The organism is Bacteroides mediterraneensis, assembly GCF_900128455.1.
Lineage (GTDB): Bacteria > Bacteroidota > Bacteroidia > Bacteroidales > Bacteroidaceae > Phocaeicola > Phocaeicola mediterraneensis.
This window is the reverse complement of sequence record NZ_LT635783.1, coordinates 1,086,976-1,103,670: the sequence shown is the minus strand read 5'-3', so window position 1 is coordinate 1,103,670 and position 16,695 is coordinate 1,086,976. Positions and strand designations below refer to the sequence as shown.

Here is a 16,695-nt window from a genome sequence, read left to right as displayed (position 1 = left end):
GAAACAGACGAATCATGATATATCCTCATAATTTCGAACAAAAGATTGGATTCGACCAAATCCGACAGTTGCTGAAAGCACGCTGTTTAAGCACTTTGGGAGAAGAACGTGTAGACGAAATGGCTTTCTCGGACGACTACCAGGAAATCAACCGCCGACTGGAACAGGTGATGGAGTTTGTACGGATTACCCAGGAAGAGGAAGATTTTCCCGCACAGTACTTCTTCGATGTCCGCCCCTCGCTGAAACGTATCCGAGTGGAAGGTATGTACATGGACGAGCAGGAACTCTTCGACCTGCGCCGCTCGCTGGAAACCATCCGCGACATCGTACGCTTTCTCCAGCAGACTGATGGAGACGAAGCAGACGATACGGCCACTTCCCCTTATCCGGCACTACATGAACTGGCAGGAGATATCCTGACCTTTCCACAACTGATTGCCCGCATTGACAGCATTCTCGACAAGTTCGGAAAAATAAAGGACAATGCCTCCACAGAACTGTTACGCATCCGACGAGAACTTTCAGCTACCACCGGAAGTATCTCGCGCAGCCTGAACAACATCCTCCGGGCCGCACAGTCGGAAGGATACGTCGACAAAGATGTAACCCCCACCATGCGCGACGGCCGTCTGGTCATTCCGGTAGCTCCCGGCATGAAACGAAAAATCAAAGGTATCGTACACGACGAGTCGGCCACCGGAAAGACGGTGTTCATCGAACCGGCGGAAGTGGTGGAAGCCAACAACCGCATCCGGGAACTGGAGGGAGAAGAGCGGCGGGAGATTATCCGTATCCTGACCGATTTCTCGGCAACGGTCCGTCCGCAGATACCCGCCATCCTGCAGTCCTATGAATTCCTGGCCGAGATTGACTTTATCCGTGCCAAAGCACTGTTCGGCATCGAGATAAAAGGCCTGAAACCCTCGTTCGAAAACCAGCAGATTGTCGACTGGTTCCAGGCGGTACATCCCCTGCTGCAAATGTCGCTGGCCAAGCACGGCAAGAAAGTGGTTCCCTTGGACATTATCCTCACCCGAGAGAAACGCATCCTGCTGATTTCCGGTCCGAACGCCGGAGGTAAGTCCGTCTGCCTGAAAACCGTCGGACTGCTGCAATACATGCTTCAGTGCGGCATGCTGGTGTCCATGCACGAACGAAGCCATGCCGGCATCTTCAGCCACATCTTCATTGACATCGGCGACGAGCAGAGTATTGAAGACGACCTGAGTACCTACTCTTCCCACCTGACCAACATGAAGGTGATGCTGAAATCGTGCAACGGCCAGAGCCTCATCCTGATTGATGAGTTCGGAGGAGGAACGGAACCGCAGATTGGCGGGGCCATTGCCGAAGCCGTCTTGAAGCGTTTCAACCAGAAAGGTACCTTTGGAGTTATCACCACCCACTACCAGAACCTGAAACATTTTGCCGAAGACCACGAAGGCGTGGTGAACGGAGCCATGCTCTACGACCGCCACGAAATGCGTGCCCTCTTCCAGTTGCAGATTGGGAATCCCGGAAGCTCATTCGCCGTGGAAATTGCCCGGAAAATCGGACTTCCGGAAGAAGTCATCGCCGATGCCTCGGAAATTGTGGGAAGCGAATACATCCAGAGCGACAAATACCTGCAAGACATCGTACGCGACAAGCGTTACTGGGAAACCAAACGTCAGAACATCCGCAAGCGGGAAAAACAGATGGAAGACACCATTGCCCGCTATGAGCAGGAAATAGCCGAACTGGAACGGAGCCGGAAGGAAATCCTGAACAAGGCGAAGGAAGAAGCCGAACGCTTGCTCCAGGAATCGAACGCCAAGATTGAAAATACCATCCGCACCATCAAGGAAGCACAGGCCGAGAAAGAACGCACCCGCACTGCTCGCCAGGAATTGACGGACTTTAAAGAGCAGGTGGAGAAACTTGACAAAGCGGCCATGGAAGAAAAAATCGCCCGCAAGATGGAGCAGCTCCGTGAAAAGCAGGAACGGAAAAAAGACAAGAAGGCCCGACAGCAGCAGAAAGCCTCCGAGCCTCAGCCTGTACCTAAAGTCCGCCCGATAGAAGCCGGCGACTATGTCCGCATCAAGGGACAGACCAGTGTGGGACAGGTGATGGACGTCAACGGAAAGAATGCCGTAGTCATGTTCGGCCTGATGAAAACCAATGTCAAAACCGAACGACTGGAACGGACCGATGCCCCGAAAGCCGCTCCCCTTTCCAACAAGACGACCTTTGTGAGCAGCGAGACGCAAGACCGGATGTACGAAAAGAAACTGAACTTCAAGCAGGACCTCGACGTCAGGGGAATGAGGGGTGACGAAGCCATACAGGCCGTCACTTATTTCATCGACGACGCCATTCTGGTGGGAGTCAGCCGTGTACGTATCCTTCACGGTACCGGAAGCGGCATTCTGCGTACCCTCATCCGCCAGTACCTGGCCACCGTACCGGGGGTTGCTCATTTTCAGGACGAGCACGTACAATTCGGAGGAGCCGGCATCACCGTGGTCGATTTAAAATAGCCCGAAGGGATTTTACAAACATATACGACAAGCATATACGATTATTGCGTATCTTTGCAGAAAACTCACACCTATTTTGAGATGAAATCAATCAGAGAACTATATCGCATCGGAACGGGCCCATCCAGCAGTCACACCATGGGCCCCCGCAAGGCAGCCGAACAATTCCTCGCACGGAATCCGCAGGCCGCCTCTTTTGAAGTCACGCTGTACGGAAGCCTGGCTGCCACCGGACGCGGTCACATGACCGACGTGGCCATTCTGGATACCCTGCAGCCTCACGCTCCCGTGGAAATCATCTGGAAGCCTCATGTATTCTTTCCTTTCCACCCCAACGGAATGACCTTCAAGGCATTCGACGCCCAAAAGAAGAAACTGGACGAATGGACGGTGTTCAGCGTGGGAGGAGGCGCACTGGCGGAAGAAGGACACGACCGCACGGCTACCGACGACATCTACAGCATGAACACCATGAGCCAGATACTCTACTGGTGTGAACACACGGGTAGAAGTTACTGGGAATACGTGGAACAGTGTGAAGGCAAGGAAATCTGGGATTTTCTGGCAGAGGTATGGGAGACCATGAAGGCAGCCATCCATCGGGGACTGGATGCCGAAGGGGTACTGCCCGGTCCGCTGAACCTGCGCCGTAAAGCCTCTTCTTATTACATCCGGTCGAAAGGATACAAAGATTCTCTCCGTTCCCGGGGACTGGTCTTTGCCTACGCCCTGGCCGTCAGCGAAGAGAACGCTTCGGGAGGAAAAATCGTGACGGCACCCACCTGCGGTGCCTGCGGAGTGGTTCCGGCGGTTCTGTATCACTTGCAGAAAAGCCGTGAATTCAGTGACGCACGTATCCTCCGTGCACTGGCCACTGCCGGTCTGGTAGGTAACATCGTGAAACACAACGCCTCTATTTCCGGTGCCGAAGCCGGATGCCAGGCCGAAGTGGGAGTAGCCTGCTCCATGGCTTCAGCCGCCGCCAGCCAACTGTTTGGCGGCAGCCCGGCACAGATTGAATATGCGGCAGAAATGGGACTGGAACATCATCTGGGCATGACCTGCGACCCTGTATGCGGACTGGTACAGATTCCTTGTATCGAACGCAACGCGTATGCCGCCGCCCGCGCCCTCGATGCCAACATCTATTCGGCCTTTACCGACGGACACCATCGGGTGTCATTCGACAAGGTAGTCGAAGTCATGAAACAGACAGGGCACGACCTCCCTTCCCTATACAAGGAAACCAGCGAAGGAGGCCTCGCCAAGAACTATCAACCCATGGATTAAAAGGACCTGAAAAAACGCAAGGACGTTTCAATGAAAACGCCTTTGCGTTTCAACCAAAACGTACTTGCGTTTTAAGTGAAACGCACTTACGTTTTAAGCAAAACGCAAGTACGTTTTTTTACAGTACACAACCAACTAATTCCCAGATATTTACAATTCCATCGCATGACTTATATCAGCCACTACGACTCTCCCTTGGGAGGCATCACCCTTGCCGCCACGAACGACAGGCTCTGCGGATTGTGGTTTGACGGACAGAAGTATTTCGGCAGTACCCTTCGGGAAGAAACCGAAGAAAAAGAAATTCCCGTCTTGTGTCAGACCCGACAGTGGCTCGACATTTATTTTTCCGGAAAAGAGCCCGGCTTCCTTCCCCCGCTTCGTCTTGATGGTACCCCTTTCCAACAAACCGTCTGGAACATCCTGTCCAGTATCCCCTACGGAAAAACCCAGACTTACAAAGAAATGGCCACAGAAACCGCCCGTAGGCTCGGACGTCCTCACATGGCTGCCCAGGCAGTAGGAAACGCCATCGGACACAACCCCATCAGTATCCTTATCCCCTGCCATCGGGTGGTGGGAACAAACGGCAGCCTGACCGGATATGCCGGAGGAACAGAACGTAAACTTGCCTTGCTGCAGATTGAACATATACCTTATTATATAGAGTAATTACATGAAACCGTACGCAGTTTATTTATTTGACTTTGACTATACCCTGGCCGACTCTTCCCGCGGCATCGTGATGTGCTACCGTAACGTGCTCGAACGTCACGGATTTCACCAGGTGGACGATCACGCCATCAAACGCACCATCGGAAAAACGCTGGTAGACTCCTTTTCCATCCTGAGCGGAGTGACGGATGCCGATACCCTGGAAATCTATCGGAAAGAATACGTGAAAGAAGCCGACCAGCACATGACAGCCAACACCCTGCTTTTCCCCGAGACGGAAGAGGTGCTGCACGCACTGAAAGCACGCGGTGCCCGCATCGGCATCATCTCTACCAAATACCGCTACCGCATCATGGAACTGCTGGGGAAGAAATTTCCGGAAGCATTCATTGACATTATCATAGGAGGTGAAGACGTGAAAGAAGCCAAGCCCTCTCCCGAAGGACTGCTGTTGGCCATCTCCCGTCTGCAATGTCCCAAAGGACAAGTGCTGTACCTGGGCGACAGCACGGTGGATGCGGAAACAGCCCAAAATGCCGGAGTCGATTTTGCCGGCGTCTTGCACGGCATGACCACCCGCGAGGAGCTGGCAGCTTATCCGCATGTAGCCATCCTGCCCGACCTGACTCCGCTCAAATAAAAAAACGAGTCCATCGGTTGTTTTTTTCAGATAAATAGTTGGTTATGTAAATTTAAAGCCGTAAATTTGCAGCCGATTTTAGTCCGTGGAGGTAAAAAAGTAGCCGGAGAGAACGGTTCACCTTGCGGAGGAAACCCGTTTAATATTTATTTAAAATGTACGTAATCGTAGAAATTAACGGTCAGCAGTTCAAAGCAGAAGAAGGCAAGAAACTGTTTGTTCAGCACATCCAGAACGCTGAAAACGGTGCAACTGTTGAATTTGACAAAGTCTTGTTGGTTGACAACAACGGTACTGTAACTGTAGGTGCTCCTACTGTAGACGGTGCAAAAGTGGTTTGCGAAGTAGCTTCTCACTTGGTAAAAGGTGACAAGGTATTGGTATTCCACAAAAAGAGAAGAAAAGGTTACAGAAAACTGAACGGTCATCGCCAGCAGTTTACTGAATTGACAATCAAACAAGTTATTGCTTAATCATTTAAAACGTAGAAGAAAATGGCACATAAGAAAGGTGTAGGTAGTTCTAAGAACGGCCGTGAGTCAGCTAGTAAGAGATTAGGCGTAAAGATATTCGGTGGTTCAGCTTGCAAAGCTGGTAACATCATTGTTCGTCAAAGAGGAACAGTTCACAACCCGGGTGAAAACGTAGGTATGGGTAGTGACCACACTCTTTACGCATTGGTAGACGGTACTGTATGTTTCAAGAAAGGTCGCGAAGACAGAAGCTATGTTTCTGTAATTCCTTGCGCTGAAGCATAATCTACTGAAAACGAAATTTGAAAAAGGATATTCTCTTTTGGGAATATCCTTTTTTTATCCCCTACAAACAGCTGAAAACAAGTTTTTTCCTCTCCATCAAATACTTGTTTCCAACAAACAAGCACATTTTTTTAAGCTTACTTTGCTATGTCAAAATATCTATTCTTAAAAAACGTAGTAAGCATGAAAAAATTCATTCTTTTATTCTGGCTAATCCTTGGTGCATTGTCACTATCATCATGCACCGAAGAAGAAGAAATTACACAAGGGGACATCGTAGGAGTAGTAACAGATGCTGTCAATGGGACACAGCCCCTAAGTGGCGTACAAGTAAGCATACTTCCGAATGGAGCCAGCACCAGTACAGGAAGTGATGGGAAATTCAGCTTTCCTCAGCTAAAAGCTGGAGAGTACAAAATTCAATTTATGAAAGAAGGGTATGAAACCAATACCAAAAGCGTAACGGTTGTACCAGGACAAGTTTCAAATGCAGATATCCAACTTACTGCTGTTATGCAAGATGCGCTTATACAAATAACCCCTTCTACCTTGAATTTTGGGACAACCCAAAACGAGCTGTCTGTAAAAATCCAAAACAACGGCAACACAAGCACCGACTGGAGCTTAGATTTAGGAAGCCATACCTGGATAATTGCCAACCCAATAGCTGGACAAATAGAAGCAAACAAGCAACAAAGCATCATTTTCACCGTAGACCGTGATAAACTGACTGAGGCACAGACTGTAATCATCAAGTTATCCGCATTCGGCAATTCTTTCCCTATCAACGTGTCGTGTGCTCCGAAAAATGCACAATCTTACATGAGTGTAGAACCCGAAATTCTTGACTTTGGCAACGATGTGCAAGAATTACCCCTTACCATCAAAAATACAGGAAACTCCACATTAAACTGGTCTATTACCAGTCCATCAGAACCAGCTATTACTCTATCCGAAAACAGTGGTTCCATTACAGCAAAAGGTTCTAAAGTAGTAAAAGTCTTCCTAAACCGCAACAATGGAGCTGTAAACATAAACACTACTTTAGTTTTATCAGACGGAATCAAAGAGCAGGCCATACAAGTTGTCTCTGGAAGTGAATCTCAAACCGGTATCATGAATATTGAACCTGATATACTTGATTTTGGGAAAGATATCAATGAAGCTTCATTTACCATAAGCAACACCGGAAAGGGAGAATTAAGCTGGAACGTAGAGGAAATCAAAGAAAACAGCCTGACAGTAACTCCCACTGAAGGAAAAATTACTGCAGGAAGCAGTCAAACTGTAAATGTGCAACTGGACCGAGACAAAATGCCGGAAGAACTCAATGCAACGCTGACCGTTTCAGATGGAAAAACACACAAGACAATCCAAATTACAGGTCAAAAAAACAACTCTCCCAGCCTTGTAGTCGGCCAAGGACTTTATGCATATTATAAATTTGACGGTGACTTCAATGATATGACAGAAAATGCAATCAATGGATTCGGGAATAATTCTCCCTCTTTCGTAGAAGGAATTACCGAGGGTTTACAAGCTGTCAAGTTTAGTCTTACAGACAACAGTTCATTCATCGTTCCTAAAGCAATCACCGACAGTCGTACACTGACGGTCAGTTTTTGGGGAAAAGACTTTAGCGACGGCAATATTTTTTATCTAGTCTCATCCAACAACAACGCTTCCATGTTCACATTTACAATGAGCCAAGGAAGTCTTAAGTTTGTAACGACACGCTATAACAATGAATATCAATATAGCAACAGACCCGCCTTCACACACCCTACTATAACAGACGGCAAATGGCATCATATTGCACTGGTATCTGATTTCAATAACATCGAATATGCCACCACAACGACTTCACTTTACGTTGATGGAGTTCTTGTAGATACTATCACAGAGTACGTTAATCCATTTGAAGAAGGAACTCATTCTCAAGCATCCTATGGCACAGGTATTAAATTCATTATGGGAGGTAATGTCACTATAGAAAGAAAAACTGTAAATGGCACAAACATGACGATCGACAATTTCCGGGTATATAATACCCGTTGTCTGTCAGACAAGGAAATCAAACAAATTTATGATGCCAAACAATAACTGAAATAACTAAAGGATTATTATACCAACACGAGCTGTAGCGTTTCTTGTTACAGCTCGTGTTTTTACCCAATAAACCAGAACAATACACATTATTCAAACAAAACAAAGCCGCTCCACAGAAGCTCATCTTCCGGCTGGCTGTTTATCAGCTCACGCTGCGTCCTGGCAAACGCTTCGAACATACTACATCCATTGATCCAATAACGATAAAAAGTCGTAATGAAAAGCACCGTCTTTGTGTCCGATATATTATTCAAATTGGCCAATACAGCCTTGGCACCTGCCACTTTAAAAGCCCTTATCAATCCAAACAATCCCTCTCCGTCTTTCATCTCGCCGGAAGCAGAACGGCAGGCCGACAAGACCACCAAATCAGTTCCATTCAAATTCATTTGAGAAACATCGTATGCCGTCACTATGCCGGAATCCATGGCATCATAAGGTATCGGTTTATTCCAATAACGGTTGGCTCCCGTAAGCAAAAATCCATTCCGCAGCATCGGATTCTTATACGCACTGCAACCCACCAACGGATTTTCTTCAAAAGACACAATCCTCCCATCCGGAATGGTTTTATCATACAACAAAGAAAAGCCATGAGTTGCCACATGAATGATACTATGTGGAGCAACCCGAAAAGACAAACTCAGAAAATTGGCCTTATTTGCCTCGCGCCCTAAAAACAAATGGGATTTCCATCTCCCTGAAAGCATCGTATCAATGCGACACAATTCCTCCCTGCTTCCCGGCAAATACTGGACTCCCTGTCCCCGCACTCCTTTCAATGAAGGGAGTTGCGAAAAGTAAGCCCCGCCAAACCCATACAATGTATATTCAGCCTCTTCACAATCCTCTTTCTCCATTTTTAATCGAAGAAAATCTTTGATACTCAATAAATAATGTAAATCGTACGTTTCAAGTAATCTTTTCTTCCTATACAGAATATTCCCCCAATATACCTCCATCATATCACCTTCCAAACAAAGAAACAACTTAGTTGGAGAACCAATAAACCGGCTGATAGGCTTCCATATCTCGTCAGCCTCCCGATTTTCCACACGAAGGCGAAAAAGCTCCCTTTTCTTCGGTAACACCACAACCCTTGGACATGGCAAATCTGCCCTCATAACCAAGGCTACATATTGCCGGTCATAGAAATTAATCGGTAAATCGATTATTTTGATAAGCGTTTCATCGGGAGCAAGCCACTTTTTCAAGCTTTTCCAATCCTTTAACTGCGCCGGATTACTCTCTGAAGGCGAAAATCTTCCCAACAAAGAAACTTGTCTCCGCTTCAATCCAATCAGCTTGACCCACATCTCAAACTTACTGAAATAGCGAGGATTTCCGGGCAACAGATAATAATCAGGAGTATAATAAAGTGAATCTATCGATTTCTGTAAATCGAGGGCTATAGGACGGGAATCTTCCTTAATTCGAGTGACGGGCGAAGGACTGACAGCCAATAAATTTTCTTTCAACAGGCTGTGCTCCAGAAGTAGCTCAGCCACAGATTCATGCCGGACATGGCGGAGAGAAAAACGCTGTATCATGTCCAGATAATATCGCAAGAGATTACCGAGTTCGTCTCGTTCCTCTGGCAGAAAATAAGATAAATCCGCACTTAAATATTTTCGGATTTCAGCCAGCAGACAACGATAGACTCCAGCAGCTTGCTCCAGATATCCTTGTCGTTCGCATATACAGGCCATTTGGATGGTATATAAATTGAATAAAGGCAAAGTGCCATTTTGAAAGATTTCTTCCTTCGTAAAAACTGGAGAAGCGATTTGTTTCAATCCTTCCACCATTTTCCCTGCTTCATCAGGATGTAACTGCATAAGATACTGAATGGCGTCCTTGTGCTTGGATAGTCTGTGAAAAGAAACAGGCTCATATTGCAGACTTAAAGTCAATGCCTCTTCACAACTGGTCAAGGCTTCCTGCAGCTTTCCTTGCTTGATTTTATACAGACTGCAATCTGCCAGATAGCGTACCTTACATCTTTGAAACCAGGCTTCATAAAAGGAATAAATACTGTCCGGTTGTCCATCATGCTGTTCCAAAATCGTTCTGGCACGAACCAAATTCGTACTCACTTTTAACAAATCAAACATATAGGCTATTCCTAGACTGCTGTCCTCATCTTTATCAATAAGTGTTTTGTTCCTGCTAAAACTGATTTCCAAATTTCTTCGTACAAGTTCCAGGTGCTTCCACGAAAAAACGTTTTTATCCAGTTCCCGACCAAATATCTTCTCAGCTTCTTCCGACAATTCCTCAAAGAATGAAGGGCATTTCCTTTCCAGGCAATCCAGACTTTGCTGATAAAGTTCCCAGGCATATTCCAGACTATCTCCAGTGAACGGTTCCCAATATGTTTCCAGCTGTCGGTTCGGAGAATGATACGCATATAAAGCCGTTACCTTCAACATACATCCCAGCCATACCACAACAAAGAGCAAGTACCTTAAAACCATCGCCGTTGATTTAATGCATCATAAATTTGCAGGGCTTCTTCACTATAAGAGTTCTTCTGTTGGCTGATATATAAAGCCCAATCAACCGCTTCCTCTCTCTTCCCATCGTGTAGCAAGCATCCCAACATCAACCAGTCTCCCACTTCTTTATTCACACTTTTCTGAAGTTCCTCAGCCAATAAATACGCCTGCCCGATATTATCCTGACGTAAAAAAGCTATCCCCAGATACATTTTGCTCTTTTCCGTAATGCAAGCCAGCTTATTTTCCTCCGACAGCTGCTGATAATAAAGGACCAGGCTATCACTTTTTCCCTCTGAATACCATTCCTCGATATGCCGGTTTATTCTAGCTGTTTCAGGAGTAGAAAAACCTTCTGAGCGCAAAGTTTCCCACACAGGCGGATTATAGACTTCATGCAAAACGTCCTGAGTACTGAAACGATACATTCTCCCGTAAAAGTAACCAAGTACCATCAGCACGCATAAACAGGCTGCTACCAAACGGACCTGAACCCTTACTGACAATTTTTTCCTTTCCGGCTTTTTCTGGTACAGGATTCTTGCTTCTGCCTTCTTTCTCTCGGCCTCTACAACCAGTTGCCTGAGAAAGACTTGTTCCCTGAGAACCTCATCCTTTTCCATTCGAGCGATGAAATCCGATTCTTCTTCCGGAGTCATCTCATAATTCAGGAACCGGTCTATCTCATCCAGCATCCTGTTTTCCTCATTTCTATCCATAAACTTACTTCTTCAGTTTATAATAAATGCCCATTCCCTCCAGCCTGCGTTTCAGCTCAAAAGAAAAACGGCGCATACACGAATTTTTCTTACTTTTAGCCACACTCGCCGATTGATAGCCCATCCGCTCAGCAATCGCACTCATACTCAAGCGTTCCCAATAGAACAGCTGCAATATTTGATTACACACAGATTCTCCTTCGTTCACCAGACGAGACGCCTCTTCCAATGCATTCTTCCAGTCGGTATCCGGTAATAATTCACTTATCCATCCAGCCACAAGAGGACGTTCGGTTTCTTTCTGAAACTTCTTCAAAACCCGATTCTTCCCAATCCCCAAAAGATAAGTGAAAAGAGAAGCATCCTGCTGCTGGTATTTCCCAGTACGAATATTATCAATCATCAACAAGAAACTATCATGATAAATATCTGATATTTCCTCTTCTCCCAATTGATATCTTTTCTGCATATATCCCATAAATCGTGCCCGGTACAACCTATAAAGCTCCTCTATTCCGTCCTTGGAAAGGATATCTCCTCGAACATCCTGATGTTCTCCCCGTCTTTTCCAGTCAAACACAAAATGCATAACTTCCACTTTAATGAATCACAGACAATATAAACAGCTTCTCTTTATCACTACACTCCATATATGGATGTTGTAATTTCAACAACGGACTGGAAGGTAACTGTCGCATGGTCTCATTTACAACCTTGCACCAACCTTCAGCCGTAAATCCAGCTAATTGCCGTTCTGCCACCTGTACGAAACTATAAGTCAGTTTCCCATAATGACATTTGCTCTTCCGACTATAATATTCATAATTTGTCTCCTCCGGCCTACATGCACTCAATACCATCGTAGGAGCCAGATTAGCCAAAGACTTCAATCTCATACTACGATTCAAATACCTTCCGGGTAACGGTCGGTAATTATCCGGAGCAAAAATTTTATTGACACCACGAACATAAATGTTGCCCGCATAACGATTGGCTGTCCCACTATGACATGCATCCAAAGTCACAAAAATCTGTCCGGATTTTCCCAGTTTGTGACGAAACCTGTCAATCCATTCTCCCAATTCATCATCACTGAAATGCTTTTCTCCCTCATAAATACCAGGAAGATACCAGAACAATGCATCATAAGGGACCAAGGCTTCATCCAACCCGTCTTCTTCATCTTCATTCAAATCCATCATCTGCTGTCCGTGGCAAGAAAAATGTAAAAACAAATAGTCGCCAGTCTTCACATCCTCATATAACTTTTGCAATGACAGATTAATATTCTCCTTGGTGGCCTTTTCATTCTTCAACAATATAATTTGCTGATAATGATTTCTTTTCAACAAATCAGAAATTAATATACCATCGTTGTCGCCATGAATATTTTCCCATCCACTATCCATCGGATATTTGCCAATAGCCACCACCAACGCTCTCCCCGTACGAGCATCTGCATGACTCCCACTCATAACTATCCACATAAATAGCATAAAAAAACAACGGAAAAACAACATACGCAAAAAAAAATCAATTATCCATTTACCTTTTAGCTCTTTGAGGGATAAAGATAAAAAAGATGTTTTGAATATCCCTACTCAAAATATCTTTTTCTATAAACAAGGTTTTCATCATGCAGCAAGAATCTTGTTTTGAGTTAAAGTGGAGATTTTTTTTAATTTAATTTGCAATATTAAATATTAAAGCCATGGACCGGAAATTGACTATTTCATATTACACAGCAAAAGAGATGTTGATAGAATTACTTACGAATAGCAAATTGCTGGAAGATGAAGAAATAAAAGTGATGCTGAAAGATATGGCGTTACAGAACAATAAAAAAGAAGACAGATGTTTATCCATAAACACTCCTATCATTATAGATACACAATGCCGTTTATTCTTTCCCATGTACAGCGACAAAGAAGTGAAAATGTCATACCTACCTAAAACGGTCTATATTTTCTTCTTGCTCCACCATACAGGTGTTGAATTCAAAAACCTAGACCACTACTTAAAAGAATTGTATCAGATTTACCAAATTGTTTCTGAAGAAAAGAATATCGAAGCCAGAAAAATAAAAAGAAGTTTAGAAAACCTCGTTTCACCTGGTAACAACCGAATTTACGAGATTTGTTCCGTAGTACGAAGAACTCTATCAGGGGTTCTTCCAACAGAATTAGTTACACAGTATGCCATCACTGGAAAATGGGGAGGACTTCACAAAATAAAAGCCGAACGCTCATACCTTGAAATCAGACACAAAAAACTGAAACAAATCTTATCAGAATAATCTTTATTGTTTAATATAATATCTATTCAGTATGAAAAAACTAACTGTAGTGCTAATGGCAGCATGCTGCATGCTGCTCGGTGCTTGTTCATCGAACACACCCACAAAAACGGTAGAAAAGGCCTTCGATGCACTCATTGACGGTGATTATGAAACGTATGTAAGAAGCCTCTATGTGGAAGACCAATCAAATCCTGAAAAGGTTGAAAAAGATATTCAGGATTTAATCGAAATAGTACAACGTAACTCGGAGGACGAAGATGAAAAAGTAAAAAGCTACGAAATCCTAAATGAAGAACAGAGTAAGACAGGAAAATGGGTTCGCATCACCTACAAGCTCACCAGCGCTGATGGTACAGAGAACATTTCTGATTTCTATCTGACAAAAGATGATACAGGAGAGTGGAAAATTCAAATGTTCGGAACAGACAGATTGATGGATGAATAAGTATAGAATTCATGTTTCACAAGTAACATATCAAACTTAATTATAGTTATCATTAAATCTACAAATTATGAATACTACCATAAACAAATTTACTATTATAGCATTATTCTTAATCACATGCATAGGCAATATATACGGAGAAAAATCAAATATTCCATGGAACGGCGAATGAAATGGAAGCAATCCGGAAGGTGATATGAATATTAATCTGGTTTTAAATATAGACGAGCAAAAGAATCTCAATCCATATAACACCAATTCGTTATGCAATGGATTTGTAACTATCTATATCACTGAACCCAACAAAAGCCAATCTGTTCTATCAACCTATGAACTTCATTTGGAAAACAATCGTAATAATATACTGACATTCAGATATAATGGGGGAAGAGAAGGAGTTGATGCTGCCGATGGAACATGTGAAGCCACTATTAACAATGGAAAACTACAATTTAAGGTCATACAAAATAATGGGGATGAAATTCTTTTTGATACAGTCACATTTTCCTCCCAAACGGCCAAAGTAGAAAAAACAACCGACATATCAACTTACATTCAATCCATTTTGCTCATATTGGTATATCTGGGAATCATAGCTCACATGGTATATATCTTTTTCAAAGGAGACAGATACAAAAAACAATTTACAATTGCAGAAATGACATCGCTCAGAACGGAACAAGGAAAACCCTCTTCAATGTCTGAAGATGAATACAACCAATGTGTCAATTTTCTAGAATCAGCCTTTAATACCTGGAGTTTAGACGGACAAACAGAAGATGGAGATGAAATCAGGAAACCGAAAAAAATGAAACAAATAAAATCATCCGCTGCCCTAATAGACCAAGCTATAGCCTTGCAACCCACAGAACAAGACATCATTGACAGAATAAATGAATTGACAGAAGTAATCAATTCAAACGAAAAACGATATTTTGATGGTTCAAAAGCATTGGTTTGGCTTGGAGTCATTGTAGGTGTCTTATTCGGGTTCATCATGGGACCAGGAATAGCCGCACTTACACTTATTTCTACAGGATGCTATATATTAGCAAGCCGTACACCTGCATTTCTTATAGACAAACGGAGCAAACGAGGAGGAGGCAACATACACAATGGCATGATTGCTGGTATCTTTGGCATGATAGCTGGAGCACAAACCATACGTACCATCACTACATATTCAGATGGTCATAAAGAGTATAGTGATGACCATTCCCAACACTGGATAGCATGGATATTGGGTCTCTGCTTACTGGTTATCATAGCCTTTTTTATGGCATTATGGGCTATTATCAACTACCTAAGAAATTACGTGTTCTACTTCTAAATATGAGAGTACCTCATAAAGCAGAAAAAAATAAGGGATTGATTTGCCAAAAGCAAGTCAGTCCTTTTAAATGGTTTATCAGGCCTTCTCCAAACCCTGATAAACACCTTTCACGAGCTGACAGGCCGTTCTCAAATCAATCGTTCCGGTATTCAGCATCAGATTGTAATGATGCGGTTCACCCCATTTCATACCCGTATAATACTCATAGTGATGAACCCGGTTACGGTTTACCCGCCTGATTTCAGCTTCCGCATTTTCCCGGGCAATGCCATATTCTTCCACACAACGGTTCACCGCGCTTTCCACATCGGAATAACAGAACACTTTCAACACTTTCGGATAATCCTTCAATACGAAATCCGCACAACGCCCCACGATGATACAGGATTCTTTGGCGGCCAATTCCTGAATAATCTTACTCTCGGACACGAACAACACATCATCCGATGAAAGGCTGGACTCCAGCGGCCGTTCACTGTTCTTCGAAAGAATGCATTTCAACCAGAAAGAAGGGATAGACTGCTCATTCTTCACAATGTACTGCTCATCCATTCCGCTACGCTGGGCAGCCAGCTGGATAAACTCCTTGTCATACAGCTTAAGACCGAGTTCCTTAGAGAGCATCTCACCCAGCAGATGCCCCCCACTTCCATACTCACGCGCAATGGTAATTACAATATGCTGTCCTTGGGCCATAGCGGCTTTTTCCCGCACAGAAGGATCTGTAATCCATTTATCCAAAAACTGATAGTACGGGCTCACAAAATGTACAATCGGACCTACCACCAACGCCGAAATCACGGTTCCTTCACGTACCCCATAGATTCCCGACATGAATATCAAGGACAACAAGCAGGCAAGGACAACCAGCGTCACATCAAATCCCAGCTTCACATAGCCAAACTCTCCACGGAACCTTTTTGTGATGACGTTCACAAAATATTCCCCGGCCATCATGGCTGCATTTGCCTTTACCTCGAGTGCGATACCTACGGCCAGAATCACACAACCTATCAGCAGGGCAATAATCATATATACATAGGTTTCCGGGTGAAGCCAGAACAACACATAGTGCATACAAATATCAATAAACGTACCGAAACAGAAAGAAATGGGAATCTGCAGAAGGTACATCCGCAAATCAGCTTTCAATTCCTGGCGTGACATCAGAAACGGCTCCAGCACCACAAACAGAAGGTTCAACAAGATAGTCCACTGTCCGATGGTCAAAGGAGTAAACATACTCAATACGTACGTCACACTCGTAATCGGAGACGTACCCAGCAAAGCCTTGGTAATGAAGGCGATTCCAAGCGCGTTCACAAACAAAGAAACGCAAAACAACAGGTAGCGTCTAAAAAGAAATACATTCATATATCATCTGCTTTTATAAACGCCGCAAAT

15 protein-coding genes are annotated in these 16,695 nt (G+C 44.3%); 10 read left to right on the top strand and 5 right to left on the bottom strand.

The window, feature by feature from the left end:
* The first annotated feature begins 14 nt into the window (after positions 1-14).
* The 7 genes from BQ7480_RS04410 to BQ7480_RS04380 all read left to right on the top strand — a co-directional run bounded on the left by BQ7480_RS04410 (position 15) and on the right by BQ7480_RS04380 (position 7,991).
* On the top strand, positions 15-2,525 hold the full coding sequence (locus BQ7480_RS04410; protein WP_072541876.1) for an endonuclease MutS2: 2,511 nt from the start codon (positions 15-17) through the stop codon (positions 2,523-2,525).
* A gap of 81 nt (positions 2,526-2,606) precedes the next feature.
* Positions 2,607-3,815 carry an L-serine ammonia-lyase gene (locus tag BQ7480_RS04405; RefSeq protein ID WP_022353045.1) on the top strand — a complete coding sequence of 403 codons (1,209 nt, stop codon included), beginning with the start codon at positions 2,607-2,609 and terminating at the stop codon, positions 3,813-3,815.
* Between the two features lie 165 nt (positions 3,816-3,980).
* A complete protein-coding gene (locus BQ7480_RS04400; RefSeq protein ID WP_072541875.1) occupies positions 3,981-4,487 on the top strand; it encodes a methylated-DNA--[protein]-cysteine S-methyltransferase in 507 nt (168 codons plus the stop codon).
* Positions 4,488-4,491: 4 nt separating this feature from the next.
* On the top strand, positions 4,492-5,130 hold the full coding sequence (locus BQ7480_RS04395; RefSeq protein ID WP_072541874.1) for an HAD family hydrolase: 639 nt from the start codon (positions 4,492-4,494) through the stop codon (positions 5,128-5,130).
* Positions 5,131-5,285: 155 nt separating this feature from the next.
* Positions 5,286-5,603, top strand: coding sequence for a 50S ribosomal protein L21 (rplU, locus tag BQ7480_RS04390; RefSeq protein WP_072541873.1), 318 nt, complete (start codon positions 5,286-5,288; stop codon positions 5,601-5,603).
* A gap of 21 nt (positions 5,604-5,624) precedes the next feature.
* Positions 5,625-5,888: a 50S ribosomal protein L27 gene (rpmA, locus tag BQ7480_RS04385; RefSeq protein WP_007562978.1), complete on the top strand. Its 264-nt coding sequence runs from the start codon at positions 5,625-5,627 to the stop codon at positions 5,886-5,888.
* A 183-nt stretch (positions 5,889-6,071) separates the two neighbouring features.
* Positions 6,072-7,991, top strand: coding sequence for a BACON domain-containing protein (locus BQ7480_RS04380; protein ID WP_072543895.1), 1,920 nt, complete (start codon positions 6,072-6,074; stop codon positions 7,989-7,991).
* Between the two features lie 92 nt (positions 7,992-8,083).
* Here BQ7480_RS04380 and BQ7480_RS04375 read toward each other — a convergent pair whose 3' ends face one another.
* Genes BQ7480_RS04375 through BQ7480_RS04360 form a run of 4 tightly spaced genes read right to left on the bottom strand, consistent with a single transcriptional unit; the run spans position 8,084 to position 12,689 of the window.
* Positions 8,084-10,474 (bottom strand): CHAT domain-containing protein, encoded by a 2,391-nt coding sequence (locus BQ7480_RS04375; protein WP_072541872.1) that lies wholly within the window; start codon positions 10,472-10,474, stop codon positions 8,084-8,086.
* Positions 10,465-11,214, bottom strand: a complete 750-nt coding sequence (locus BQ7480_RS04370; RefSeq protein ID WP_072541871.1) for a hypothetical protein — start codon at positions 11,212-11,214, stop codon at positions 10,465-10,467. The genes BQ7480_RS04375 and BQ7480_RS04370 overlap by 10 nt, the downstream gene beginning before the upstream one ends.
* Before the next feature lie 4 nt (positions 11,215-11,218).
* Entirely contained in the window at positions 11,219-11,803 is a 585-nt protein-coding gene (locus tag BQ7480_RS04365; protein ID WP_022352651.1) for an RNA polymerase sigma factor, read from the bottom strand.
* A 10-nt stretch (positions 11,804-11,813) separates the two neighbouring features.
* Positions 11,814-12,689, bottom strand: a complete 876-nt coding sequence (locus BQ7480_RS04360; protein ID WP_083581872.1) for a caspase family protein — start codon at positions 12,687-12,689, stop codon at positions 11,814-11,816.
* A gap of 236 nt (positions 12,690-12,925) precedes the next feature.
* On the opposite strand from BQ7480_RS04360, the gene BQ7480_RS04355 reads away from it, so the two are divergent.
* The 3 genes from BQ7480_RS04355 (at position 12,926) to BQ7480_RS04345 (ending at position 15,288) form a co-directional block, all read left to right on the top strand.
* On the top strand, positions 12,926-13,510 hold the full coding sequence (locus BQ7480_RS04355) for a hypothetical protein (protein WP_072541869.1): 585 nt from the start codon (positions 12,926-12,928) through the stop codon (positions 13,508-13,510).
* A gap of 31 nt (positions 13,511-13,541) precedes the next feature.
* On the top strand, positions 13,542-13,958 hold the full coding sequence (locus tag BQ7480_RS04350) for a DUF4878 domain-containing protein (RefSeq protein ID WP_083581754.1): 417 nt from the start codon (positions 13,542-13,544) through the stop codon (positions 13,956-13,958).
* A 196-nt stretch (positions 13,959-14,154) separates the two neighbouring features.
* Positions 14,155-15,288, top strand: a complete 1,134-nt coding sequence (locus BQ7480_RS04345; RefSeq protein ID WP_083581753.1) for a hypothetical protein — start codon at positions 14,155-14,157, stop codon at positions 15,286-15,288.
* Positions 15,289-15,366: 78 nt separating this feature from the next.
* Here BQ7480_RS04345 and BQ7480_RS04340 read toward each other — a convergent pair whose 3' ends face one another.
* Entirely contained in the window at positions 15,367-16,665 is a 1,299-nt protein-coding gene (locus tag BQ7480_RS04340) for a cytidylate kinase family protein (RefSeq protein WP_072541867.1), read from the bottom strand.
* Positions 16,666-16,695: the final 30 nt, after the last annotated feature.